Below are 23,085 nucleotides of genomic sequence, written 5' to 3' on the forward strand. Positions count from 1 at the left end.
TATATTCTTTAAAATACTAATACTCGAAAGTACCATATTCGCTAGTAATTGTCAGTTTTTTGCTTATTCCTCCTTGTGGCGCTTCCGGAGCATCCATAGAGGCTACTCTCCCTACAATCTGCGCATCAATATTAAACGACTTGCTTATTTCTATTATATCATTTGCTACAGCCAATGGCACATAAAACTCCATACGGTGACCGCTGTTAAACACCTGGTACATTTCTTTCCAGTCGGTACCACTTTGCTCCTGTATCAGCTTAAACAATGGCGGCACAGGGAAAAGGTTATCTTTAATAACGTGTACATTATCTACAAAATGCAGTACCTTGGTTTGGGCACCACCACTACAATGCACCATACCATGAATATCTTCAGGAGTATATTTCTCAAGGATTTTCTTAACTACAGGCGCGTAGGTACGTGTAGGTGAAAGCACCAGCTTACCAGCATCAATAGGGCTGTCTGCCACAGTATCGGTTAGCTTTACACCACCCGAATATACCAGTTCGTTTGGTACAGCAGCGTCAAAACTTTCAGGATATTTCTCGGCAAGGTATTTACTAAACACATCATGGCGCGCAGACGTCAATCCGTTACTGCCCATACCACCGTTGTATTCTTTTTCGTAAGTAGCCTGCCCGTAAGACGCAAGACCTACAATAACATCGCCGGCTTGTATATTAGCATTATCTATAACATTACTGCGTTTCATACGTGCAGTAACGGTACTGTCTACAATAATGGTACGCACCAGGTCGCCTACATCGGCAGTTTCTCCACCGGTAGAATGTATGGTTACACCAAAGCTCTTCAGTTCTTCGATAAGCTCTTCGGTACCGTTTATAATAGCTGAAATTACTTCACCCGGAACAAGGTTTTTATTACGCCCTATGGTTGAAGAAAGCATTATGTTATCTACCGCACCTACACACAGCAGGTCATCTATATTCATAATAAGAGCATCCTGGGCAATGCCCTTCCATACGCTTATGTCGCCGGTTTCCTTCCAGTACATATACGCCAAAGACGATTTAGTACCGGCACCGTCGGCATGCATTATAAGGCAGTAATCTTCATCTCCGGTAAGGTAATCGGGTACAATTTTACAGAAAGCCTTAGGGAACAGACCTTTATCAATGTTCTTAATAGCGTTGTGTACATCCTCCTTAGAGGCCGAAACACCACGCTGACTGTAGCGTTTGCTGGTATCAGAGCTCATTATGCGCAGTTTGTGTTGTTGCCGCAAAGATAACTGTAATGTATTAATGTGCCAATTTTTTAATATAGCAATTGACACTTGAGTAAAAACCATTTGTTATAGCATAAACGGAGTAATCAATTAGACTATGATTAGAACAGTTGTTTGCACATTCGTACTGCAAAAACCTTGACTAAAACATTGGGGAAATAATATATTAAAGATTGTTTTTAAGTGACTTAACACTTTCTGAAAATTATTTTTAGTAACTTACCCAAAATGTTTAGAATTATGAATACACAAAAGAAAGTTACCGTTGCAAACGATAACATGAACAACAATGCCCACTACGACGTTAATGGAAAAATAACCCGAACCGACGACCGCGATCGCAGAAGCCCGGACATCGACTGGAATGCTGAAGGTAACCGTACAGGCCGTAATAAATAGGTTTTAATTATTTCCTCCGTACAGGTTTGCCAAAGAATAAAATAAAGACTCCCAATTGGCATTACCTGTATCTTTTCCCAGTCTTACAATAATCACATCATTCTTAGGCGAAACGTATACAAACTGCCCTAATATACCTGTTGCAGTATAGTTTCCGCCCTTCTCCAGCCACCATTGGTATTTATAGTAAGGTGCGCCACCCTCCAGCGTATCAGGAGTAGTACAGGCTTCCACCCACTCTTTGCTTACAACTTGCTTACCGTTCCAGTCGCCTTTATTCAAGAACAACCTTCCTATTTTGGCAAAATCACGGGCACGGGCATTTACACAGCAAAATGTTTTTTCAAGGCCGTCCTTTTCACGATCCAGGCTCCAGGTAGCATCATATTCCATTCCCAGTGGTTTCCACAGCTTTTCTTCAAGGTACTCCGTTATCTTTTTACCTTTAAGGGCGCGTTCTAAAACAAGGCCAAGTATCTGGGTGTCGCCACTACTGTAACTAAACGTGGTACCCGGTTTATTTTGCAGTTTTCGCTTGTAAATTGCCTTACGCAAATCACGTCCGTAATAATAGGTAGCTGCATCACCAAAAGGATTTACATAGCTTTCGTTAAACTCAATACCACTGGCCATTTGCAGCACGTTTTTAATACTCAGGTTATCCATACCTTTACCAGAAAGCTCGGGTATATACTTAATTACCGGTTCTTCAACCGAAAGTATCAGCCCGTCATCTATAGCACAACCTATAAGTATTGAAGTAATGGACTTAGCCATAGAAAAAGAAGCCACCACCGATTCTTCGGTATAACCGTTATAATACTTCTCACAAAGTAAGGTATCATTCTTTATAATTAGGAAAGCTACCGTTTTATTCTTTTTAAGGTATTCGTCAAAATCATACTGCTTGTCGCCAAAGGTAATCTGCCGTGGCGCCCTTGGTTTATTAGGAGTCGTAAACGTAAATTTAACCGAATCGTTCTTTGCTGTGCGATTAGGAAATATCTTATAATCCGTAATGTTGGCAAAATTGTAGTATACAAACCTACCGAGTTTGCACGACGATACAAAACCGCACACAGCAAATAATAGTACAACAGAAAATACTTTTGAAAACTTCATACCTACGTAAATACAGAGAATATAAGGCTAATACGGCCAGCATTAATAATTAAAAGGCTAAAATAACGTTATATATTGTACCGCTACCGAAGTTTTGGCAAAATTTTTGTTTCTTTGTTTTTAGACAGATTTAACCGTATATGAAAAAATTTATTCTAAGTACCTTATTAGTAGCCATTTCGGCGATTGCTTCTGCCCAGACGGATACCGGGGCAAAAGGATCGCTGCACATACCCCGCGCTACAGATAATAATACTACGGTTAAGCCTTCTACCACTACTATAAGCCCTACTAACAGCCTGTTAAACGCGAGACCAGATGAAAAGGCCGAGCACTATACCAAATTTACCATTGGTGAAAAGAAACCGGATTTTAGTATGTACCAGGATAACGAGTTTGTAAACCGTACAAAAGAGTTTTCAGACCGCACTACTGTAAAACCAAAAGGTGATGCAACCCCTGAATTTAAAGGTAACCAGGATTTTGGTGAAGTTCGTACAAAGTCTGGTTATGTAGATATTATGGCTGCCGACTTTGGGGCTGAAGATGGTGACCGTGTACGCGTACTGATAAATGGACAGGTAGCTGTACCGGAATTTACACTTTCTAACACCTATAAACCATTGCGCATACCGCTACAGGACGGTTTTAACAACATAGAATTTGAAGCCATGAACCAGGGAACCCAAGGACCAAACACCGCTTTATTTATGGTTTACGATAAAGATGGTGCCCTGCTGATGAAAGGCGAATGGGGATTATGCACCGGATTTAAAGGCCGGGTAATGGTTATTAAAGAATAAAGTAAAACATACATAAAAAATTAGGCTCCTCAATGAGGAGCCTAATTTTTTATGTACACAGCTAAATGCTTAGTCATTCATACTCATAAGGAACTCAGCATTATTGCGTGTTTTCTTAAAGCGGTCGTTAATAAAGTCCATAGCTTCTACCGGGTTCATATCAGCAAGGTACTTGCGCATAATCCACATGCGTTGTATGGTTTTTTCATCAAGAAGAAGATCATCGCGTCGCGTGCTCGAAGAAGTAAGGTCGATAGCGGGGAATATACGCCTGTTAGCAATCTTACGGTCAAGCTGAAGTTCCATGTTACCGGTACCTTTAAATTCTTCAAAGATAACCTCGTCCATTTTAGAACCTGTATCAGTAAGTGCCGTAGCAATGATACTAAGCGAACCACCACCTTCTATATTACGTGCTGCACCAAAGAAACGTTTTGGTTTTTGTAGCGCATTAGCATCTACACCACCACTAAGTACCTTACCAGATGCCGGCTGTACCGTATTGTAAGCCCTGGCAAGACGTGTAATAGAGTCAAGCAAAATCACTACATCGTGCCCACACTCTACAAGACGCTTCGCTTTTTCAAGTACAATGTTGGCTACTTTTACGTGGCGCTCTGCAGGCTCATCAAAAGTAGAGGCTATAACCTCTGCTTTTACACTACGTTGCATATCGGTAACCTCTTCAGGCCTTTCATCAATCAGTAGCACTATAAGGTACACTTCCGGGTGATTAGCCGCAATAGAGTTTGCAATATCTTTAAGCAACATGGTTTTACCTGTTTTAGGCTGGGCTACAATCATACCCCTTTGTCCTTTTCCTATTGGTGAAAACAAGTCGATAATACGGGTAGAAATTGTGCTTTGCCTGTCGGCCAGGTTAAACTTTTCGTTAGGGAAAAGTGGTGTAAGGTGTTCAAAAGAAACACGGTCGCGCACTACCTGAGGATCGTGCCCGTTTATTTTAAGTACACGTACCAGTGGAAAATATTTTTCACCTTCTTTCGGAGGACGTACCACACCTTTTACAGTGTCTCCGGTTTTAAGTCCAAACAAACGTATTTGTGAGTTAGAAAGGTAAATATCATCCGGCGAAGCAAGATAATTATAATCCGATGAACGTAGGAAACCGTATCCGTCCGGCATCATTTCCAGTACACCTTCACTTTCTATAATACCGTCAAACTCATAATCAGGTTCACGGTAGTTTGGTTCTTTCTGTGGTTTAGGCTCCCTAATTTCCTTTTGTACAGGCTCCTTAGGTGCTGCAGGTTGTATAGCTACTGCACTTTTTGGCGCTTCGCCACCTTGCTCAGCAGCAAGTTCGGCCATACGTTTTTTATAACTTGGATGATTAGGGTTATTAGAATTGGCGCGTTCTATTTGTGCACGACGCTCTTCATCTGTCATTGGCGGTCGAACTGCTTTTTGCCCATTATTCTGACCGTTTTGTGCAACTATTTTAGGCTGCTTAGCTCCGCGACTTTCTTTCTGGAAATTTTTGTCGACAGGCTTAATAACCGCTGCTGAAGACTCTTCTGTTAACACAGGAGTTTCATCTGTAGGCGTAGTTTTTTCTTCTTTTGGGGCAAATAAGGTTTCTTGTTCAGCCTCCACCTTTTTAGTAATGCGGGGCTTTTTAGTTTTTATTTCTTCAGGAGCAATTTCTTCAGCCGAAGAAACTTCAGCTACCTGTTCAGGTGCTTCTGCTACTTCTTCGGTTTTGCTTATGCGCACCCTTTTTTGCTTAGGGGCCGCAGCCTCTTCTGCAACCGGGGCAGCCTCTTCAAACAAGGGCTGTACCTGTGCCGGGTTTGCTGCCTGATGGTCGAGTATTTTATAAATAAGCTCGTCCTTTTTTAGCCCTCTGAATTTACTGATATTGGCTTTTTTAGCAATATCCTGCAATTCAGGAAGCTTCATTTCTTTTAATTCAGAAATATCAAACATGTATACTTTATAGTTAATTTAGGCTATTACAAAAAATGCGGATGAATAAGTGGATTTTTTCGGTACCCATACTTTCGCAGTATGAGCAACTTGCAGTTTCGTACTGCAATAATACAAATTAATTTTTATCATACAATAGTATTTTATAAAAAGAAAACATATTTTTGTGCTGCAATTAAAACAAGGAATGATACAGCGCATACAGAGCATTTACCTGATTATAGCAATACTTGCCAGCGGTATATTGCCTCTATTTTTGCCCCTGTACACATTAAGTACAGATGAGGATCCTACTTACTTTAACAAGAATATAGCATATGTATTTTTGTTTGTTGCCAGCGCAACACTTTCGGTAGTAAGCCTCTTTAGTTATAAGAAACGAAAAAACCAGTTTGTTATTGGCAGGCTGAACATAATATTAAATTTTATTTTACTTGGTTTATTTATATACAGGTTGCTAAATCTATCCGGAGACGCCGAGGTGTCTGAGAAGGGTATTGGGATCTATCTTCCTCTTGTTTCTATCGTTTTTTTAAGCCTTGCTAACAGGGCTATAAAGAAGGACGAGGATCTTGTAAAATCTGCAGACCGTTTGAGGTAAACCTTTTAACTTAGTTTATTAGTGCGTAAAGAATCCGGGTAATCCCGGATTTTTTTATGCCTTAAAAAAAGAAACGCCCGGGGATTTAATTTTCTCCAACCACCTGTTTCCCCGGAGCGTTTCTACAAAAACCAATCAAAACCAATTATGATAAAAACTTTTACTTTTTAAACCAAACACCGGGTATCAACCCGATTGTTATACAAATGTACTTACAGAAAACAGGAGCAGGATTTTTTTTAGACAAGCAACAGTTAACTGTCGATAAACAACATTTATCCTTACGTAAAAAGAAAATAAAGAGTGACTTTATACCCCAAAAAAAAAATGCCCTGCTTTGGAGTTACAGGGCATTTTTAAAACCAATCAAAAACCAATTATGAAAAAACTTTTACTTCTTAAATTGTGTCGGGCTGCAACCCGATTGTGATACAAATGTACAACCGTGAAACAGCCTTTGGGACATTTTTCGGCGAACACCTGCTTTTGTTTCGGTGAATGGAAGTTATATTTAGTTAATTATACAAGAATTACAGCTTCGTCCGGCTCTAAACCTTCAGTTAATTTACCCACACTGTTAAGTGTTACCTGCGCAATTTGGGATAACGCCTCATCAGTAAAAAACGCCTGGTGGGCTGTAACCAGTACATTTGGGAAACTCATAAGCCGCTGTATATTATCATCATCAATAATATTTTCAGACAGATCACGGAAAAACAATTTTTCCTCCTGCTCATACACATCAATACCCAGCGCGGCTACCTGCCTGCTCTTAAGGGCTTCTATAATATCAGTAGTACAAATCAGTCCTCCCCTGCTTGTATTTATTATCACTACGCCCTCTTTCATTAATCCTAATGTTTTATTATTAATGAGGTAATGATTTTCGGGAGTTAACGGACAGTGAAGCGATACTATATCGGCTGTAGCCAATACATCGTTTTGCGGGAGGTATTTTACTCCATCAGCTTTAAGAGCCTCATCCTCATAAATATCATAAGCAATAACATTGCAACCGAAACCAAGCATTATTTTGCAAAATGCTTTACCTATTTTCCCGGTTCCTATAACCCCTACCGTTTTACCATTAAGGTTAAATCCAAGCAAACCATTTAATGAAAAATTTTGTTCGCGTACACGGTTATACGCTTTATGCGTTTTTCGGTTAAGTGTAAGCAGCATCGCCACAGCATGTTCGGCCACCGCCTCCGGCGAATATGCCGGCACGCGGCACACCCTTATGCCATGAGCTTTTGCAGCATCAAGATCCACGTTATTAAAACCCGCACAGCGCAGGGCAATTATCTTTATCCCACGGGCTGCAAGTGTTTCTATTACAGGCGCTGTAAGCTTATCGTTTACAAAAGCACACACAGCCACCGCATCTTCCACCACATTAGCAATATGAGGCCCAAGGTGGGTTTCGTAATATTCTATTTCAAGCCCCGGAATGTTGTTATGCTTGTCAAAAAATAGCCTGTCATAAGGCTTTGCCGAAAAGAAAACCATTTTCATAAAGTATAGATTAATTGTTTGTTAACCAAATTTAGTGTTTATTTACGCAACCTTTATTGATGTTTATCATCTAAAAAGAAATTAAAACCAACATCCCATGCTTAAAAAAACACTCTTACTTTGCTGCGCTGCGCTTGCAGTGGCTTCTTGCGGATTAGACTATGATGGTAACACCCGAAACTTATACAAAGGCTCCGTAACCGATGCCTCCGGAAATCCATTAGAAGGTATACCGGTATCTGTTGTTATGTACAACAGTTCCTATTCAGAAAAAGCAGCCTACACCACTACCGACGCTAATGGTAACTTTAGGCTAACCGCCGCACGTGGAAGAAATGGCATCCCAAAAGTTGTTATTAACCAGGCCAACGGAGCAGGGATAGGCACAGTACCCAATGTATCATCTGTAACCTACCACAACATTAACCAGGAAACACTTAATGATTATACACTTAATCTGGGTAATGTAGCACTGGCTTCTTCAGCTAATAATGTTCAGCTAACAATATCCTCCCCCAGTAACAGCATAAAAAAGCTCAACCTGCTGGGTAAGGTTACAAATAACAGCATTGACCTTGATTTTCCGATATATGTAAGCGATGATAGTGAGATATACCCATACAACAGCTATTACAATGATGTAAATCAAATATTTTATGTAAACACAAACCAAACGCTTACACTGCGCTATATGGACACCAGTGAAAACATTCATGAGCAACAAATAACTGTAGGAGAAAGCAACTTAACCATAACCATCCAATAATGAAAAAACTACTAACCTTACTATTATTATGGGCATCTACAGGTATGATTGCCCAACAGCAAAAAGATTCAGTAAAAACATTTTTGCCTCGCGAATATTTTAAAATATATGCAGGCGTTCCCACAGGATTGGGAGATAATGCATTAGCAAAATCACACCACGGCCAATTCAGCATTGGTTTGGCAGCAACCGCCTTGCAGTATCATAATTTTCAGCTTAACGCCGGATTAAGATATACACAATACAAAGTTGAAGATCACGCATTTGGTACCACTGCAAGTAATCTTACACTGACTGATATATATGGCGAAGTGGTATACAAACAACCTATAAACAATAATTTTATAATTAACCCGCAGTTTTTTGTATCAAGCCTGCAGCTAAATACAGGAGGAGCCCCTTTTGAGTTTGAAGCAAGCAAAGGCAAACAGTATGGCTGTACTGTAGGAGGAGGATTTGACGTGGATTTTGTAATAGAAAAACACGCCAAAATATTTATAGGAGCCATATACAGTATGTCTTACCTTAATACAAACACTGCACCTGAGCTGGAAAAATTCTACAACAGGTTAGGACAACTAAATATAATAGCGGGGTATAAGTTTTAGCTTATACCCTCTTCCCTATTTCTATAACCTCAAGGTTTTGTATTTTATCTCCGTCTATTTCAAAGCGAAGCATGGTGCGCACCTGGTGAAAACCGTGTACTCCTGCCGCACCGGGATTCATATGAATAAGCCCTAATTTCGGGTCGGGCATTACTTTTAGTATGTGCGAATGCCCACAAATAAAGATTTTAGGTGGGTTTAACTGTATTTCATTGCGAATGGCCGGGTTGTACTTACCGGGGTAACCGCCTATATGGGTAATCCATACATCTACACCCTCACACATAAAACGGTTGTGCAGCGGAAACTCGAGTCGTGCCTGTGCATCGTCTATATTACCATAAACAGCCCTTAGGGGCTTTTCTTTTTTTATGGCATCTGTCACAGTAAGGTCGCCTATATCTCCCGCATGCCACACCTCGTCGGCCTGGCGCACGTATTTCATTATGGTAGCATCGATATGGCTATGGGTATCGGAAAGCAGTAGTATCTTGGTCAAAGCAGTTTGTTTTTATTGTTCAAAAGTACGTATTGCCTGTTTAACTCCCAAATAAGCAGCCAAAGCTAAAAAGTCGTAAATTTGTAGATAACATATCAACCACTACAAATGACAGATTATGAAAATCGGACAGAAATTTAATACACTTACTTTTAAAGAATATTTCTTTTATATAGACAACCATAAAAAATATACCGACTTTAACACGCTCGGCCTGTACCGCTCAATAATTGAAAATGAGAAGCTATCCTTAGAAAATAAAATTGAAGTCAGGGATTATACGCATACATTCTTTAATAAGTCTTTCGACTTCTTGCAACTGAAAGACCCCTACACCTTTATAAAAATTTCAACTTTAGGACAGGAGCTTACAAAAGCAGATGAATGGCAGCTGTGGGAAAATTTGAAACAGAACCAGCAAAAAATTTTGAACGACAAAAGAATTAAGCATCGTAATTTCGGCGATTACTCAAAGCATAGTTGTGGTTATGAAAATTGCCCTCTGAATGGTTTTATGGTTCGCCAGGGCGGACTATTCTCTGAAGGCACTATGGATTTTAAAAGCGATTGTAATAGCTACGGAGCCAAAGAAAAATCAATGCGAAGAAAAGCTGAACGAAAAAATGAAAAAAAAATAATTAAAACCGAGCTCAATAATGAGTAAAAGTTAGTTCAAAATAAATGGAACAAAACAAAAAACTACGCACCGTCACCGTAACGCGCTATATAACCCCGCTGCGGGAAGGTGGCTCACTACCCGCCCTTGCCGAAGCAGATGACGAATTTAAATACGTACTAAAGTTTAAAGGTGCAGGCCATGGCACCAAGGCGCTGATTGCCGAACTGCTGGGCGGCGAAATAGCCCGTACACTTGGGCTACCCGTACCGGAACTGGTTTATGCTAATCTTGACGAAGCCTTTGGCCGTACCGAAGCCGACGAAGAAATACAGGATCTGCTACAGTTTAGCCAGGGACTTAACCTTGCACTACACTTCCTTAGCGGCGCAATTAACTATGACCCGGTTGTAACTACGGTAGATGAGAAGCTGGCTTCGCAAATTGTGTGGCTGGATGCTTATATTACCAATGTAGACCGTACCTTCCGTAACACTAATATGCTTATGTGGCATAAGGAGCTGTGGCTTATAGACCACGGGGCTTCATTCTACTTCCACCATTCATTCAGCGACCCTAAAGGGCATGCCATAGTACCTTTTTCACTGATAAAAGACCATGTACTGCTGCCTCAGGCATCAAAACTGGAAGAGGTTGATGCCGAATTTAAGGCCATACTTACCGAAGATACACTGCGCAATATAGTAAACCTACTACCAGACGAATGGCTGCAATGGGAAGGCAACGAGCTATCACCCGAAGAAATACGCGAGGTATATGCACAGTTTCTACTTACCCGTTTACTAAATTCTGACATATTTATAAAACAAGCTACCCATGCAAGACAGGCACTTATATGAATACGCAGTAATTCGTGTGGTACCGAGGGTAGAACGCGAAGAATTTATAAACGTAGGCGTAATATTGTTTAGCAAACGCAAAAAGTTTATTAAGGTACTACACCAGCTGCATGCCGATAAAATACTGGCCATGTGTGAAACCGCCGATATAGAACAGATACAAAAAAACCTGGATTCGTTTGAGCGCATAGCACACGGCAGCCGTAATGGCGGCCCTATAGCACAAATGGAAATAGCCGAACGTTTTAGGTGGCTTACCGCTATACGTAGCTCGGTAATACAAACATCTCGCCCGCATCCCGGCCTGTGTCCCGAGCCGGAAGCTAAAGTTCAGCAGCTCTTTAAAGAATTGGTGTTATAACCTTAAATCAATTGGTTTTAGAAAAAATATCAACCCAAGTTATATGCAAAAAAAAAATACCGCTTATTCAGCGGTATTTTTTATTTATGATTTGGCATTTGCCTTAGCACTAAGCTCTTGCGATATGGCTGAGCGTTCGAATTTAATCTTACCTGCCATGGTTTCTATTACCATAGTAGTTTCGCTAAGCTCGGCAAGCCTGCCGTGGATACCGCTTTTAGTAACGATTTTGTCGCCTACTTTAAGAGCACTATCAAATTCTTTTTCCTGTTTTATTTTTTTCTGTTGCGGCCTTAACATAAAGAAGTAAAAAACTACTATTACAAGCAGCAACGGTAAAAACGACTGTAATTGTCCCATTGGTTATATAATATTAATGTGCGGCAGGCACTACGCCTATACCTTTGTTTTCTATGTTAGCTTTAAATGACACCTGTTCAGTACCTGCCTCGGTATTTAGGGTAAGAGTAACTGTTTTAGTAACTTCGCCGCTTTTTCCTGTAGAGTCAAATACTACATGCACCTCACCTGTTTTACCCGGAGCCACAGGCTCTTTAGTATAATCAGGTACCGTACAGCCACAGCTGGCCTTAGCATTAGTAATAATCAAATCAGCAGTACCCGCGTTAGTGTACTTAAAAGTATGCTCTACTTTTTGTCCTTGCTGAATGGTACCAAAATCATGTTCAGGATTTTCAAATTTTATAAGAGCAAGCTTACCTGCATCAGCGTGTGCAAGTTCTGCTCTTTTTGCAGTTGCGTCGTCTATGGTAAGTGCCTGGTCTTTTTTGCACGATACCAGCGCTACAGATGCCACGGCAAGCATGGCCAGCGATTTCTTTATCATAACTTATGTATAGTATTAAGATGGTTTACATCAATCCCCTACCGGTTTTCAGCATTTTATTAGCTGCCTGGTAATCCTTAACAAGGTTATCTAAAATTCCGTTGATAAATATACTGCTTTTTGGCGTACTGTACTCCTTAGCAATCTCCAGGTATTCGTTAATGGTAACCTTTACCGGAATTGAAGGAAATTTCAGGAACTCGCATATAGCCATTTTTAGTATAATAGAGTCAATTTCGGCAATACGCTCTGCATCCCAGTTAGGAGTTTTGTCCATAAACTCCTTAGCAAGCTCATTATTATTTAGTACCACCTTACGGAAAAGGTCGCGCACAAAATCTTTATCATCAAGGTCTTTGTACAACTTAGGCACATAATAAGCATCACGCCCTTGCTGAGTAATTGCTCTAAGCTGCTTACTGATTATAGTGTTTACCACCGGAATATCATCTACCCAGGTAAGTTTATAATCTTCAAGATACTCATAAAGCTTTTCGTTTGGCGCAATAACTTCCTCAAAAAGCGCAGCTATAAAGTCACGGTCTTCCTCAAAATTACTTTCGCGGGTTTCCATGTATTTTTGGTACAGCGCATTCTCTTTTACCGCATCAAGCAGTATCAGTATATAATCGTCGTTAAGCTTCCAGTTATTTATTTTTCGGTCTTCAAGCGCCACACTTAGTGCATTACTTTCCTCAAGTAATTTAAGCACGGCATTGTTTACAAACTTACGGTTTGCATTACGCTCTTCGGGAGTAGCAAGGTGCTTTTTGCTTATTTTCTCAAGGTATTCTTCCTCAGCGTTCCTCAGTTCCACAAGTGCCGAAACCATAATGAGGTACAGGTCGCGAATGTTTTCAATGCTTTGGAACAAAAATTTCTCCTCTTTGTCCAGGCTATCTGAACCATTTTGAAGCATAGCATAAATGCTCTGCATTACTTTCACACGAATATGTCTCCTGTTTAACATCCGGATATAAGAACTTTAAATTAATACGGGGCGAAAGTCTCCTTTTCGCCCCGCAAAATTAAGAATAATATTTTTTTAAGCTAATTATTTGGCTTTTTCTTTTTTACGCTCGTCAATGCGCCTTTGGGCAATATTCATAGCAGCCTGATGCGTAGTAATATTATTAGTCTCCGCCTCAGCAAATATCTCTAATGTAGTGTTATAGATGTTTTCAGTTCTGCGTAGCGATTCTTCTTTACCATAACCGGCTATTTCGCTATACACATTAATAATACCACCTGCATTTATAAGGAAATCGGGCGCATAAGCTATGCCACGCTCCTTAAGAATATTACCATGTATATTTTCTACAGCAAGCTGGTTGTTAGCAGCACCTGCTATAACCTTAGCCTGAATTTTATTTACGGTTTCGTCGTTAATGGTAGCCCCAAGTGCACATGGTGAATAAATATCTACATCGGCACTGTAAAGATCTACACCTGTAAAAATTGTAGCGCCATATTTAGCTGCAACTGCATTAAGACGGTCTTCGTTAATATCAGTGATTTGAAGTACTGCACCTTCCTTAGCCAAGTAGCTAATAAGGGTTTCGCCCACGTGGCCTGTACCCTGCACCAAAATTTTCTTTCCGGCAAGATTATCAGTACCAAACTGGTATTTAGCAGCAGCTTTCATACCCATATACACTCCGTAGGCAGTAACAGGGCTTGGATTACCAGAGCCTCCCCTGCTTTCAGAAATACCGGTAACATAAGGGGTAACATCACGAATCAGGTCCATATCAGGAGTTGTGGTACCCACATCTTCTGCTGTAATGTACTTACCGCTAAGTGAATTTACAAATTCACCAAAACGGGTAATTAGTTCAGGAGTTTTATCTGTAGCGGCATTACCTATAATAACGGCTTTACCACCACCAAGATTTAAACCTGAAATTGCTGATTTATAAGTCATTCCCCTCGAAAGCCTTAAAACGTCATTAAGGGCTTCCCACTCGTTGGCATACTTCCACATACGGGTACCGCCTAAAGCCGGACCCAAAACCGTGTTATGTATACCAATTATTGCTTTTAAACCAGTATCTTTGTCATGGCAGAAAACTACCTGCTCATGATCATTAAAAGACTGTTGACCAAAAACAGGGTCAACCTTGGTAAGCTCATTGGCCTTAACAACTTCTGCTATCATAATAAAATCGTTTTAAACTTGAAATAATTTTCAAAAAGCTGACACAAATTTAAACATTTTACATTAGAAAAGCATTTTAAAGTTCATTTTTTAGGATATTTACAAAAACAACAACAAAATTAAACAGTTTTAAAAAATTGTTTTTGAAGATAATTTAACATACACATTACGGTTAATTTACCGTAACAAAATACATCATGAAAGAATTACAATATTTAAACAAATATTTCATAAAATATAAATTTCAATTTCTTCTCGGAATTGTTATAACAATAGCAGCACAAATACTGTCTCAGTTCACTCCGGTATATGTAGGCGATGCCGTTTCGGCAGTAGAAAAGTACTCAAAAGGCCAATATGGTACCGAAAAAGTACAGGGTGAACTGCTACATGCTATACTTGTTATCGTAGGCACCACCCTTTTAGCGGGGGTACTCACCTTTTTTATGAGACAAACACTCATAGTAATGTCACGTCATATAGAGTTTGATCTTAAAAATGAAGTGTTCCGCCAGTACGAAAACCTATCGCAAAGTTTCTATAAAAAGAACCGCACCGGCGACCTTATGAACCGTATTACTGAAGACGTAAATAAGGTAAGGCAGTATGTAGGCCCGGCAATAATGTATTCGTTAAACACCATTATAGGGTTTATAGTAATCATTACCCAAATGACAAGAATATCGCCACAACTTACCCTATACACTATTTTACCACTACCCCTGCTGGCATATAGCATTTTCTGGGTAAGCCGCGAAATAAATAGGCGCAGCGCCCTAACGCAGCAAAACCTGTCGCAACTGGCTACAAACTCTCAGGAAATATTTTCGGGCATAAGAGTAATAAAAGCTTATGCACTGGAAGACCAGCGTGAAGAAAGCTTTAAAGGCATTTCTCGCGAAAGTAAGAGACTAAACATGAACCTTGCCTGGGTTAATGCCATGTTTGGGCCGTTAATGATATTACTTATAGGTATAAGTAACCTTGTAGTTATAATGGTAGGCGGCATGATGTATGTACATGGCAGCATAGACAATATAGGTACTATAGCAGAATTTATACTTTACATAAACAAACTTACCTGGCCGGTAGCGTCATTAGGATGGATATCGAGCATGATACAGGAAGCCGAGGTTTCACAGGGGCGTATAAATGAGTTCCTGAAAGTGAAACCCGAAATAGAAAACAATAACAATAACCACTCATACATAAAAGGAGATATACGTTTTGAAAATGTAAGTTTTACGTATGACGACACCAACATACAGGCGCTTAAAGATGTTAGTTTTACTCTTAACAAAGGTGAAACCCTGGCCATACTGGGACGCACAGGCAGCGGTAAAAGTACACTTCTCTCTCTTATAAGCAGGCTATACGATGCCGACGGCGGCCTTATAGCCGTAGACGGACAGGATATAAAATCAATTAATCTGTATGATCTTAGAGATGCTATAGGCTTTGTACCTCAGGATGCGTTTTTATTTAGTGACAGCATTAAGAATAATATCAAATTTGGGAAAGAAGATGCCACTGATGCCGAAATAGAAGAAGTAGCCAAAAAAGCTGCCGTACACCATAACATTATAGGCTTTACCCATAAATATGATACCATACTAGGCGAAAGGGGACTTACACTATCGGGCGGGCAAAAGCAACGGGTGTCAATAGCACGTGCTATGATAAAGGAAGCACCTATATTATTACTGGACGATTGCCTTTCGGCGGTAGACACTGAAACCGAAGAAACCATACTGAATAACCTAAAGGATTTTTGTAAAGACAAGACCACTATAATTGTAAGCCACAGGGTATCGTCTGCGAAAAACGCTGATAAAATCATTATTTTAGAAGACGGAAAAGTAGCCGAACAAGGCACTCACAATCAATTAATAAACCTCAACGGATACTACAAAGAATTGTACCTGCTGCAATTATCAGAAAAAGAATTACAATAATTGTTGTATTATTAAGATTTTTTTTAGATTTTTGGTATCAGCATAAACCACAAAAAACGCACAGAGGATTATGAGAGAACATGACATGCTGGAAAAAGAGGAGATTTTTTCAAAAGTGCTTAGAGCCGGCAGAAGAACATATTTCTTCGATGTAAGGGCTACTAAGGCTGATGATTATTACATCACTATTACAGAAAGCAAAAAGTTTACCGAAGAAGACGGTTCATTCCACTTCAAAAAGCACAAAATTTATCTATACAAAGAAGATTTTGGTGCTTTTAAAGAAATCCTTGACGAAATGACCAACTTTGTATTAAACAACAAAGGTGAAGAAGTTATTTCAGAAAGACATCAGAAAGATTTCAGGAAATTTTTCTCTGAAAGAACTGAAGAAGCAGAAACAGTTTTAGTTTCTGAAAGTTTTACAGACATTAGCTTTGACGATATATAAATAAATAGCCCTTTTTTCAAAGGGCTATTTATTTTTACTTCACTTTTCCCTGCCGTAGCCCATGATGGTGAGAACGGTTGTGTTCTGGTATATTTATCATTATACCTACAATGCTTATTAGTACCAAAAGCACTAATAACAATAACCGTAGTGCACCATTAAAGGTAACTGCACCTGAAAAAGATGTTACGGTAAAAAAAGATGCCAGCAGCAACATTACTACTGAAATCAAAAGACTGAAGACTTTCACGGCTGTAATTTTTTAATGCAACTATTTAATCCGGGTAGAGGATTGCCGAAACAGCGTCCGTAAAGGCTTGCTTTGCTAAAAGCAAAACATATCAGGGTAGAAAACAGCTGATTATACCGCAACCAGCTCACATAAAGGTAAATAAAAATAATCATTTACCTGTTAAAAAATCATAATTTTTTTGTTACGACCGGTTTTTATACACGCTAACCTGTCCGAATATCTTTGCTAAATACTCCTCCATACACTCCATGTCGGCTTTAGCTTCTTTGGTCTGCTTTAATTTACCTTTTTCTAAAAAGTGACTTTCTGCCAAAAGTTTTTTCTTTCCCTTATTAAAGCTGATAAAAGAAAGTGTGACCCTGTACTTGGCCTGAGAAAGCTCAATCTCGAAATTGAAATTATATCCTCCGGAAAGTACTTTTGAAGTTCCTGCACATACTTTATTTAACCCTGTACCCGTACCTTTATATAAACTCCCGTTTACAGAGGTTATTTTAAGTCTCGAATTCCGGGCTATAAGCGCGGCTACATTTGGCTCCTTAGAGATATATACATTTTCCCAAACTAATTTGCCTTTCAATAGTGAAAAGCCTGTAGTTTGGCTATAGGAATACACTGTTATAAATAACAGTAAGAAAGTGACTACGATTTTTTTCATAGCGTTTATTTAATTCTGGGTTATCAAAGATATGAATTAAACATTATGAAACTATGCATGCATCAGCAATTTACTTACAAATAGCTATAATACCCTCACAGCGTCAAATATCACCCTCCATATTTCTAATTTCTCTTCAAAACGCATTGTAGCATTTGCACCACTGGGAGATGGTAAGGTATAATAAGTTAACTCAGGCTTTTTACCTACAAACTTGTCGTAATATTTCTCGGCATTTTTACTGGAAAACAGCACAAATTTTATTCTCGGATATTCGGTGTAAAACGCTTTAAAATCATTTGCCACTTCATTCTTAATATTACTATCCAGGCTGCCCTGGCGTTCACAATACGCAAGCACATCCCATAAAGCAATATGGTGCCTGTTTAAAAAAGAAATCTTTTCATCGTAATTATCAATCAGGGCTTCACCAAACACAGAAAACATAAGCCGCCAAAACTGGTTACCTCTATTCCCATAATATTCCTGCAATTGTAATGATTTTTCTCCGGGCATAGTTCCAAGTATTAGTACTGTACTAAGTGGAGTTACTACAGGAAGAAAAGCTTTTTTTATAAACATACTTTAAACGTATCAAAACATTCACAAGTGTAAAGGTACATACTTAGATGAAAACAATTTTTAACTTTAAATTAACTCAATTAAACAGTCAGAAATTCTTACATTTAAACAACTGATTACCAATAACTAAAACAACGACCCAACACCCTTTAATTATGAAAAATAAATACACAGCAGCATTACTATTTTGTTTTGTATCTCTCTCAGTATTTTCGCAAGTGCGCCTGAAGCTTTACGGAAACTATGCTTTTGATGATGGTGTAGATTCGTACTACAGCAACACCGACTATTATAACGGCACCATTAAAGGTGGTTTGCTTTGGGGAGGTGGCATTCAATATCGTTTAAACCCTAATTACGGCATAGAATTACTGTATTTAAGACAGGACACCGATGCACCTGTAGAATACTATGATGTTTTTATAAAACACACTAAAGTAGACCTGGGCATTAACCACATAATGCTTGCCGGTGAGCGTGCTATTCCATTAGCCAATGAAAAAATTGAACCCTACGGAGGGTTAATGGCAGGTATGAGTATTATAAGCATGAAAAATACAACCAATGGAGATACGGGTAATACCACAAAATTTGTTTGGGGCGCCCGCTTAGGCACTAACATTTGGGTTACTGATGTGGTTGCAATAAACCTACAAGCCCAACTTTTATCAATACCACAGGCCGCGGGTGGTGGTGTATATTTTGGCTCCGGCGGCGTAGGCTCATCTGTCAGCACCTATTCTTCTATATACCAGTTTTCGCTTGGCGGAGGCCTTGTGTTTAAACTTGCAGAAAAGAGTAAGACTACAAATACGGGGTATTAACTTAGTATGTTTTCTATATGCACTGAGCAAGTTCGTTCTTTAATTCATCCATCGAAGTTTCCTTAAAATGCAAAGGCACCACGTTATTGTTGCTTATTGTAAGATTACTGATGCACAAATATATCTTACCATCTTTGTAAGCGGTGGCAACAACAACTGCTTCTGCCTCATCCGGAAGACGGACTGACGCAGATTTAACATTTATATATCCTGATAACGGCAAACAAGCGTTATATTTCTTAAGCAATAAATTGATTTTAATTTCTTTAAAACCTGTAATTTGACCGATAGCAGTAAAACCTGCTTCTATAGTACCTTTTTCATTTAAAAAACGGTCACAATTTATCAGTCCAAGTGTTTTGGTTGTAAGGCTGTAGTATCTTACGTAGTCCGTTTTCTGTATCTTTTTCAGATACTCTTTTTCTCTTCTTTCCTGCTCCGCTGCTAGTTCAGCCTCACGTTTTACCGCATTATCATAAGCCGCTTCATATTTTTGTTTTTCCTCACTGGATTTTAAAAGTGGTACAAATATTTCTTTTCTATCTTCGACTAAAGAATCTTCACTATGCAGAGTCATATAATATTCGCCGTGAACCAAACTTCGCTCTACACTGTTATACCAACTTGAGGCATTTGTGATGTTTTTTTTTGCTTCTTTCGACACTAAAGTTATCTTGCCAAATTGCGCAAGTTCTCCTAAATAATCTTGAGAATCATCAAACACAATGTCAACAGCAGCATAATGTGGCATACTGTAGTTAGCCCTAATCGAATATGACCAACTACCAGATAAACTTGGAATACGGTCAAAGTCGTCAATTTCTTCTTCAAGTTCACCTATTAAAGGGATTTTTTGAGTAGTATCGTTCCAATCAATAGTGCCATTAATAGTATCCCGGGTACCTTTAAAAAAGGTCATCCCTGTCATTCCTTTAGTTGTGGGCATTAGTATATCTATATGTTTTCCCTTTCTTAATCTCAACTTATTAGAACCATTTGTAGCGTCAATATATAGCATCCCTCCGCTTTGCAAAACCTTATCACCACTCATAGTGGTAAAGTTACCTCTTAACATATCTGCCATGCTGTAAATTTCTTTAAGCTCAAATGTAATTTTACCAACGGGCACCTTACCGTCTTTATCTTCAAACGCATTTTCGGGGATATAGATTTTTGTACCTTTTTTGCCTTTAACAGTCGCTCCCTTATCAGCATCAATTTCAATAAATTCTGAAATGATATTATCCTGCGAAAGAATCGCTGCATAATTGTCAGGTGTGTTTGCAGAATCCTGAACAGTAGCTTCTTTCTGTGGCAATTGTTCTACCTTTTTATTTTCGGAACATCCTAAAATGACAACAAACAGCATCAAAATAAAAAAAGAATATTTTTTCATCAGGTTGTTTTTTTAAAATAAATAACTTTTTCAAATTGAAAATATTGCACTAATATAATTATAAACTAAAAACGGGTGAAGATTCCTGCTCCAAACTATTCCGTATCTTTGTAGAAAAGCTAAGAGAATGAAGTTTCAGGTAGTTTCAGATTATAAACCCATGGGCGACCAACCCACTGCCATAAAACAACTTGCCGAAGGTATTAACAGCGGCGAGCGCTACCAAACCCTGCTTGGTGTTACCGGGTCGGGTAAAACCTTTACTGTTGCAAATGTTGTGCAGGAAGTGCAAAAACCTACACTGGTACTTGCCCATAACAAAACACTTGCCGCACAGTTATACAGTGAGTTTAAACAGTTTTTCCCGAATAACGCAGTAGAATACTTTGTTTCATACTACGACTATTACCAGCCGGAAGCTTATATACCTGTAACCGGCACCTACATAGAAAAAGACCTTTCCATAAACGAGGAACTGGAAAAAATGCGACTCAGCACCACCTCTGCCCTGCTATCTGGCCGCAGGGATGTGCTTGTGGTAGCGTCTGTTTCCTGCCTGTACGGTATAGGTAACCCTGTTGAGTTTCAAAAGAACGTAGTGTCTTTACAAACCGGCCAGGTCATTAGCCGAACTAAGCTGCTTCACCGTTTGGTACAAAGTTTATATGCCCGTACCGAAGCTGAATTCACTCCGGGTACTTTCAGGATAAAAGGCGATACCGTAGAGGTTTTTCCAAGTTATGGCGACGAACCGTTCCGTATTCACTTCTTTGGTGATGAAATAGAAGAAATAGAAGCATTTGACAGGGTAACATCCTTGGTGATTGAAAAATACGACAGGCTGAATATTTATCCTGCCAATATGTTTGTTACCAGTCCCGATGTGCTGCAAGGAGCCATTTGGGAAATACAGCAAGACCTTGTAAAACAAGTTGACTTTTTTAAAGAAACCGGCAAGCATCTTGAAGCCAAGCGTCTTGAGGAGCGTACCAACTTTGACCTGGAAATGATACGCGAACTGGGCTACTGTTCGGGTATTGAGAACTACTCCCGCTACCTCGACCGCAGGCAACCGGGAACAAGGCCATTCTGCCTGCTGGATTATTTCCCTGATGATTACCTAATGGTTATAGACGAAAGTCACGTTACCGTGAGCCAGGTACACGCCATGTATGGAGGCGACCGCAGCCGTAAGGAAAACCTTGTGGAATACGGCTTCCGCCTGCCTGCTGCTATGGACAACCGCCCACTTAAATTTGAAGAATTCGAGGCTTTGCAAAACCAGGTGGTTTATGTAAGTGCCACGCCTGCCGACTACGAAATGCAAAAAAGCGGTGGTGTGTATACCGAACAGGTTATTCGACCTACCGGCCTGCTTGACCCGGTTATAGAAATCCGCCCAAGCCTTAACCAGATAGACGACCTTATTGAGGAAATACAGCAGCGTGTAGAGGTAGACGAACGTGTACTTGTTACAACGCTGACTAAGCGTATGGCGGAAGAGCTTGCTAAATACCTGACCAAGGTTTCTATCCGTTGCCGTTATATACACAGCGAGGTAGATACACTGGAACGAGTAGAGATAATGCAAGACCTACGTAAGGGCTTGTTTGACGTGCTTATTGGTGTAAACCTACTGCGTGAAGGACTTGACTTACCTGAAGTTTCGCTTGTTGCCATACTCGATGCAGATAAAGAAGGCTTCCTGCGCAGTACGCGTTCGCTGGTACAAACTGTGGGACGTGCAGCGCGTAACGTAAATGGTAAAGCCATAATGTATGCTGATAAAATTACTGACAGTATGCAGCGTACCATAGATGAAACCGCCTACCGCCGTGAAAAGCAGATGAACTTTAATACCGCCAATGGTATAGTACCAAAAGGACTTAACAAGAAGATTGAAAGCGCACTGGTAAAAAGCCCGGTTACATCATTCCATTATGATAACTCGGCTAAAATGGCCGCAGAGCCTGATACCGCTTACATGACCAAAGGCGATATAGAAAAGCTTATCCGCGAAAAGCGTAAGGCTATGGAAAAGGCTGCCAAAGACCTCGACTTTATGCAGGCAGCCAAGCTTAGAGATGAAATAAAAGTGCTTCAGGAGAGGATATAAAGCCTATGCTTCCAACAATCTAATAGTCTAAAAATCCAATAATCTGATAATGAACGTTACCCCCGAACATAACGAACGTATTGCAAAAATGACTTTTGCGTCGGTATATCCGCATTATATTACTAAAGTGGCAAAGAAAGGCCGTACCCAAGAAGAATTGCTACAGGTTATTGAATGGCTTACAGGGTTTGACGATAAAGCTTTAAAAAGCCTGATTGATGAAAAATCCACTTTTGAAACCTTTTTTACAAAGGCAACATTAAACCCTAATGCTGGACTTATTAAAGGGGCGATATGCGGTTATAGGATTGAAGAAATAGACAATGAACTTACCCGCAACGTGCGTTACCTTGATAAATTAGTAGATGAACTGGCTAAGGGTAAAACTATGGAGAAGATTTTGCGTAAATAGTCTCTAAAAAATCCTCTTAATTAAAGTCAATCACTATTGATAAACTTACATAACTCAAATAAAAAAGTTAACTTTGCATGC

26 protein-coding genes are annotated in these 23,085 nt (G+C 39.6%); 14 read left to right on the forward strand and 12 right to left on the reverse strand.

Annotated features, from left to right (window positions below; translation table 11 throughout):
• Nucleotides 1–16: 16 nt before the first annotated feature.
• Nucleotides 17–1,222: an AIR synthase related protein gene (locus tag ACLI1A_RS17190; RefSeq protein WP_411409921.1), complete on the reverse strand. Its 1,206-nt coding sequence runs from the start codon at nucleotides 1,220–1,222 to the stop codon at nucleotides 17–19.
• 270 nt (nucleotides 1,223–1,492) lie between these two features.
• Here ACLI1A_RS17190 and ACLI1A_RS17195 point away from each other — a divergent pair, with 270 nt between their 5' ends.
• Nucleotides 1,493–1,651: a hypothetical protein gene (locus ACLI1A_RS17195; RefSeq protein WP_411409922.1), complete on the forward strand. Its 159-nt coding sequence runs from the start codon at nucleotides 1,493–1,495 to the stop codon at nucleotides 1,649–1,651.
• Between the two features lie 3 nt (nucleotides 1,652–1,654).
• On the opposite strand, the gene ACLI1A_RS17200 is transcribed toward ACLI1A_RS17195, so the two are convergent.
• The gene (locus tag ACLI1A_RS17200) at nucleotides 1,655–2,773 is read right to left on the reverse strand and encodes a serine hydrolase domain-containing protein (RefSeq protein WP_411409923.1); all 1,119 of its coding nucleotides are present in this window, start codon (nucleotides 2,771–2,773) and stop codon (nucleotides 1,655–1,657) included.
• 140 nt (nucleotides 2,774–2,913) lie between these two features.
• Here ACLI1A_RS17200 and ACLI1A_RS17205 point away from each other — a divergent pair, with 140 nt between their 5' ends.
• On the forward strand, nucleotides 2,914–3,576 hold the full coding sequence (locus ACLI1A_RS17205; protein WP_411409924.1) for a hypothetical protein: 663 nt from the start codon (nucleotides 2,914–2,916) through the stop codon (nucleotides 3,574–3,576).
• Between the two features lie 69 nt (nucleotides 3,577–3,645).
• On the opposite strand, the gene rho is transcribed toward ACLI1A_RS17205, so the two are convergent.
• Nucleotides 3,646–5,526: a transcription termination factor Rho gene (gene rho / locus ACLI1A_RS17210; RefSeq protein ID WP_411409925.1), complete on the reverse strand. Its 1,881-nt coding sequence runs from the start codon at nucleotides 5,524–5,526 to the stop codon at nucleotides 3,646–3,648.
• A 187-nt stretch (nucleotides 5,527–5,713) separates the two neighbouring features.
• On the opposite strand from rho, the gene ACLI1A_RS17215 reads away from it, so the two are divergent.
• Nucleotides 5,714–6,127 (forward strand): DUF4293 domain-containing protein, encoded by a 414-nt coding sequence (locus tag ACLI1A_RS17215; protein ID WP_411409926.1) that lies wholly within the window; start codon nucleotides 5,714–5,716, stop codon nucleotides 6,125–6,127.
• Nucleotides 6,128–6,646: 519 nt separating this feature from the next.
• Here ACLI1A_RS17215 and ACLI1A_RS17220 read toward each other — a convergent pair.
• Nucleotides 6,647–7,642: a 2-hydroxyacid dehydrogenase gene (locus ACLI1A_RS17220; protein ID WP_411409927.1), complete on the reverse strand. Its 996-nt coding sequence runs from the start codon at nucleotides 7,640–7,642 to the stop codon at nucleotides 6,647–6,649.
• 97 nt (nucleotides 7,643–7,739) lie between these two features.
• Between ACLI1A_RS17220 and ACLI1A_RS17225 the strand changes: the two genes are divergently transcribed.
• On the forward strand, nucleotides 7,740–8,408 hold the full coding sequence (locus ACLI1A_RS17225) for a carboxypeptidase-like regulatory domain-containing protein (protein WP_411409928.1): 669 nt from the start codon (nucleotides 7,740–7,742) through the stop codon (nucleotides 8,406–8,408).
• Nucleotides 8,408–9,016 carry a hypothetical protein gene (locus ACLI1A_RS17230; RefSeq protein WP_411409929.1) on the forward strand — a complete coding sequence of 203 codons (609 nt, stop codon included), beginning with the start codon at nucleotides 8,408–8,410 and terminating at the stop codon, nucleotides 9,014–9,016. Before ACLI1A_RS17225 ends, ACLI1A_RS17230 begins: the two co-directional genes overlap by 1 nt.
• Before the next feature lies 1 nt (nucleotide 9,017).
• Here the strand turns inward: ACLI1A_RS17230 and ACLI1A_RS17235 are convergent, their stop codons facing one another.
• Nucleotides 9,018–9,515, reverse strand: coding sequence for a metallophosphoesterase family protein (locus tag ACLI1A_RS17235; RefSeq protein WP_411409930.1), 498 nt, complete (start codon nucleotides 9,513–9,515; stop codon nucleotides 9,018–9,020).
• A gap of 118 nt (nucleotides 9,516–9,633) precedes the next feature.
• On the opposite strand from ACLI1A_RS17235, the gene ACLI1A_RS17240 reads away from it, so the two are divergent.
• Genes ACLI1A_RS17240 through ACLI1A_RS17250 form a run of 3 tightly spaced genes read left to right on the forward strand, consistent with a single transcriptional unit; the run spans nucleotide 9,634 to nucleotide 11,352 of the window.
• On the forward strand, nucleotides 9,634–10,179 hold the full coding sequence (locus ACLI1A_RS17240; protein WP_411409931.1) for a hypothetical protein: 546 nt from the start codon (nucleotides 9,634–9,636) through the stop codon (nucleotides 10,177–10,179).
• Between the two features lie 17 nt (nucleotides 10,180–10,196).
• Nucleotides 10,197–10,991 (forward strand): HipA family kinase, encoded by a 795-nt coding sequence (locus ACLI1A_RS17245; protein WP_411409932.1) that lies wholly within the window; start codon nucleotides 10,197–10,199, stop codon nucleotides 10,989–10,991.
• Nucleotides 10,969–11,352, forward strand: a complete 384-nt coding sequence (locus tag ACLI1A_RS17250) for a DUF3037 domain-containing protein (RefSeq protein WP_411409933.1) — start codon at nucleotides 10,969–10,971, stop codon at nucleotides 11,350–11,352. Before ACLI1A_RS17245 ends, ACLI1A_RS17250 begins: the two co-directional genes overlap by 23 nt.
• Before the next feature lie 84 nt (nucleotides 11,353–11,436).
• Here the strand turns inward: ACLI1A_RS17250 and yajC are convergent, their stop codons facing one another.
• The 4 genes from yajC to ACLI1A_RS17270 all read right to left on the reverse strand — a co-directional run bounded on the left by yajC (nucleotide 11,437) and on the right by ACLI1A_RS17270 (nucleotide 14,357).
• Entirely contained in the window at nucleotides 11,437–11,712 is a 276-nt protein-coding gene (gene yajC, locus ACLI1A_RS17255) for a preprotein translocase subunit YajC (protein ID WP_411409934.1), read from the reverse strand.
• A 13-nt stretch (nucleotides 11,713–11,725) separates the two neighbouring features.
• On the reverse strand, nucleotides 11,726–12,199 hold the full coding sequence (locus ACLI1A_RS17260) for a DUF1573 domain-containing protein (RefSeq protein WP_411409935.1): 474 nt from the start codon (nucleotides 12,197–12,199) through the stop codon (nucleotides 11,726–11,728).
• A gap of 25 nt (nucleotides 12,200–12,224) precedes the next feature.
• Nucleotides 12,225–13,136 (reverse strand): transcription antitermination factor NusB, encoded by a 912-nt coding sequence (gene nusB / locus ACLI1A_RS17265; RefSeq protein WP_411409975.1) that lies wholly within the window; start codon nucleotides 13,134–13,136, stop codon nucleotides 12,225–12,227.
• A gap of 117 nt (nucleotides 13,137–13,253) precedes the next feature.
• Complete coding sequence (locus ACLI1A_RS17270) at nucleotides 13,254–14,357, reverse strand: Glu/Leu/Phe/Val dehydrogenase dimerization domain-containing protein (protein ID WP_411409936.1); 1,104 nt, start codon at nucleotides 14,355–14,357, stop codon at nucleotides 13,254–13,256.
• A gap of 197 nt (nucleotides 14,358–14,554) precedes the next feature.
• Here ACLI1A_RS17270 and ACLI1A_RS17275 point away from each other — a divergent pair, with 197 nt between their 5' ends.
• From ACLI1A_RS17275 to ACLI1A_RS17285, 3 genes are all read left to right on the forward strand, one after another.
• Nucleotides 14,555–16,312, forward strand: coding sequence for an ABC transporter ATP-binding protein (locus ACLI1A_RS17275; RefSeq protein WP_411409937.1), 1,758 nt, complete (start codon nucleotides 14,555–14,557; stop codon nucleotides 16,310–16,312).
• 70 nt (nucleotides 16,313–16,382) lie between these two features.
• Nucleotides 16,383–16,763 carry a PUR family DNA/RNA-binding protein gene (locus ACLI1A_RS17280; RefSeq protein ID WP_411409938.1) on the forward strand — a complete coding sequence of 127 codons (381 nt, stop codon included), beginning with the start codon at nucleotides 16,383–16,385 and terminating at the stop codon, nucleotides 16,761–16,763.
• 110 nt (nucleotides 16,764–16,873) lie between these two features.
• The gene (locus tag ACLI1A_RS17285; RefSeq protein WP_411409939.1) at nucleotides 16,874–17,029 is read left to right on the forward strand and encodes a hypothetical protein; all 156 of its coding nucleotides are present in this window, start codon (nucleotides 16,874–16,876) and stop codon (nucleotides 17,027–17,029) included.
• A 168-nt stretch (nucleotides 17,030–17,197) separates the two neighbouring features.
• Here the strand turns inward: ACLI1A_RS17285 and ACLI1A_RS17290 are convergent, their stop codons facing one another.
• Nucleotides 17,198–17,674, reverse strand: coding sequence for a hypothetical protein (locus ACLI1A_RS17290; protein WP_411409940.1), 477 nt, complete (start codon nucleotides 17,672–17,674; stop codon nucleotides 17,198–17,200).
• Nucleotides 17,675–17,758: 84 nt separating this feature from the next.
• Nucleotides 17,759–18,256, reverse strand: coding sequence for a DNA-deoxyinosine glycosylase (locus ACLI1A_RS17295; RefSeq protein WP_411409941.1), 498 nt, complete (start codon nucleotides 18,254–18,256; stop codon nucleotides 17,759–17,761).
• Between the two features lie 155 nt (nucleotides 18,257–18,411).
• Between ACLI1A_RS17295 and ACLI1A_RS17300 the strand changes: the two genes are divergently transcribed.
• Nucleotides 18,412–19,080: an outer membrane beta-barrel protein gene (locus ACLI1A_RS17300; protein ID WP_411409942.1), complete on the forward strand. Its 669-nt coding sequence runs from the start codon at nucleotides 18,412–18,414 to the stop codon at nucleotides 19,078–19,080.
• 13 nt (nucleotides 19,081–19,093) lie between these two features.
• Here the strand turns inward: ACLI1A_RS17300 and ACLI1A_RS17305 are convergent, their stop codons facing one another.
• Nucleotides 19,094–20,476, reverse strand: a complete 1,383-nt coding sequence (locus tag ACLI1A_RS17305) for a hypothetical protein (RefSeq protein ID WP_411409943.1) — start codon at nucleotides 20,474–20,476, stop codon at nucleotides 19,094–19,096.
• Between the two features lie 127 nt (nucleotides 20,477–20,603).
• On the opposite strand from ACLI1A_RS17305, the gene uvrB reads away from it, so the two are divergent.
• Entirely contained in the window at nucleotides 20,604–22,592 is a 1,989-nt protein-coding gene (gene uvrB, locus ACLI1A_RS17310; RefSeq protein WP_411409944.1) for an excinuclease ABC subunit UvrB, read from the forward strand.
• Between the two features lie 49 nt (nucleotides 22,593–22,641).
• Nucleotides 22,642–23,004: a DUF2200 domain-containing protein gene (locus ACLI1A_RS17315; protein ID WP_411409945.1), complete on the forward strand. Its 363-nt coding sequence runs from the start codon at nucleotides 22,642–22,644 to the stop codon at nucleotides 23,002–23,004.
• Nucleotides 23,005–23,085: the final 81 nt, after the last annotated feature.

Source organism: Flavobacterium sp. RHBU_3 (genome assembly GCF_046613565.1).
Taxonomy (GTDB): domain Bacteria; phylum Bacteroidota; class Bacteroidia; order Flavobacteriales; family Flavobacteriaceae; genus Flavobacterium.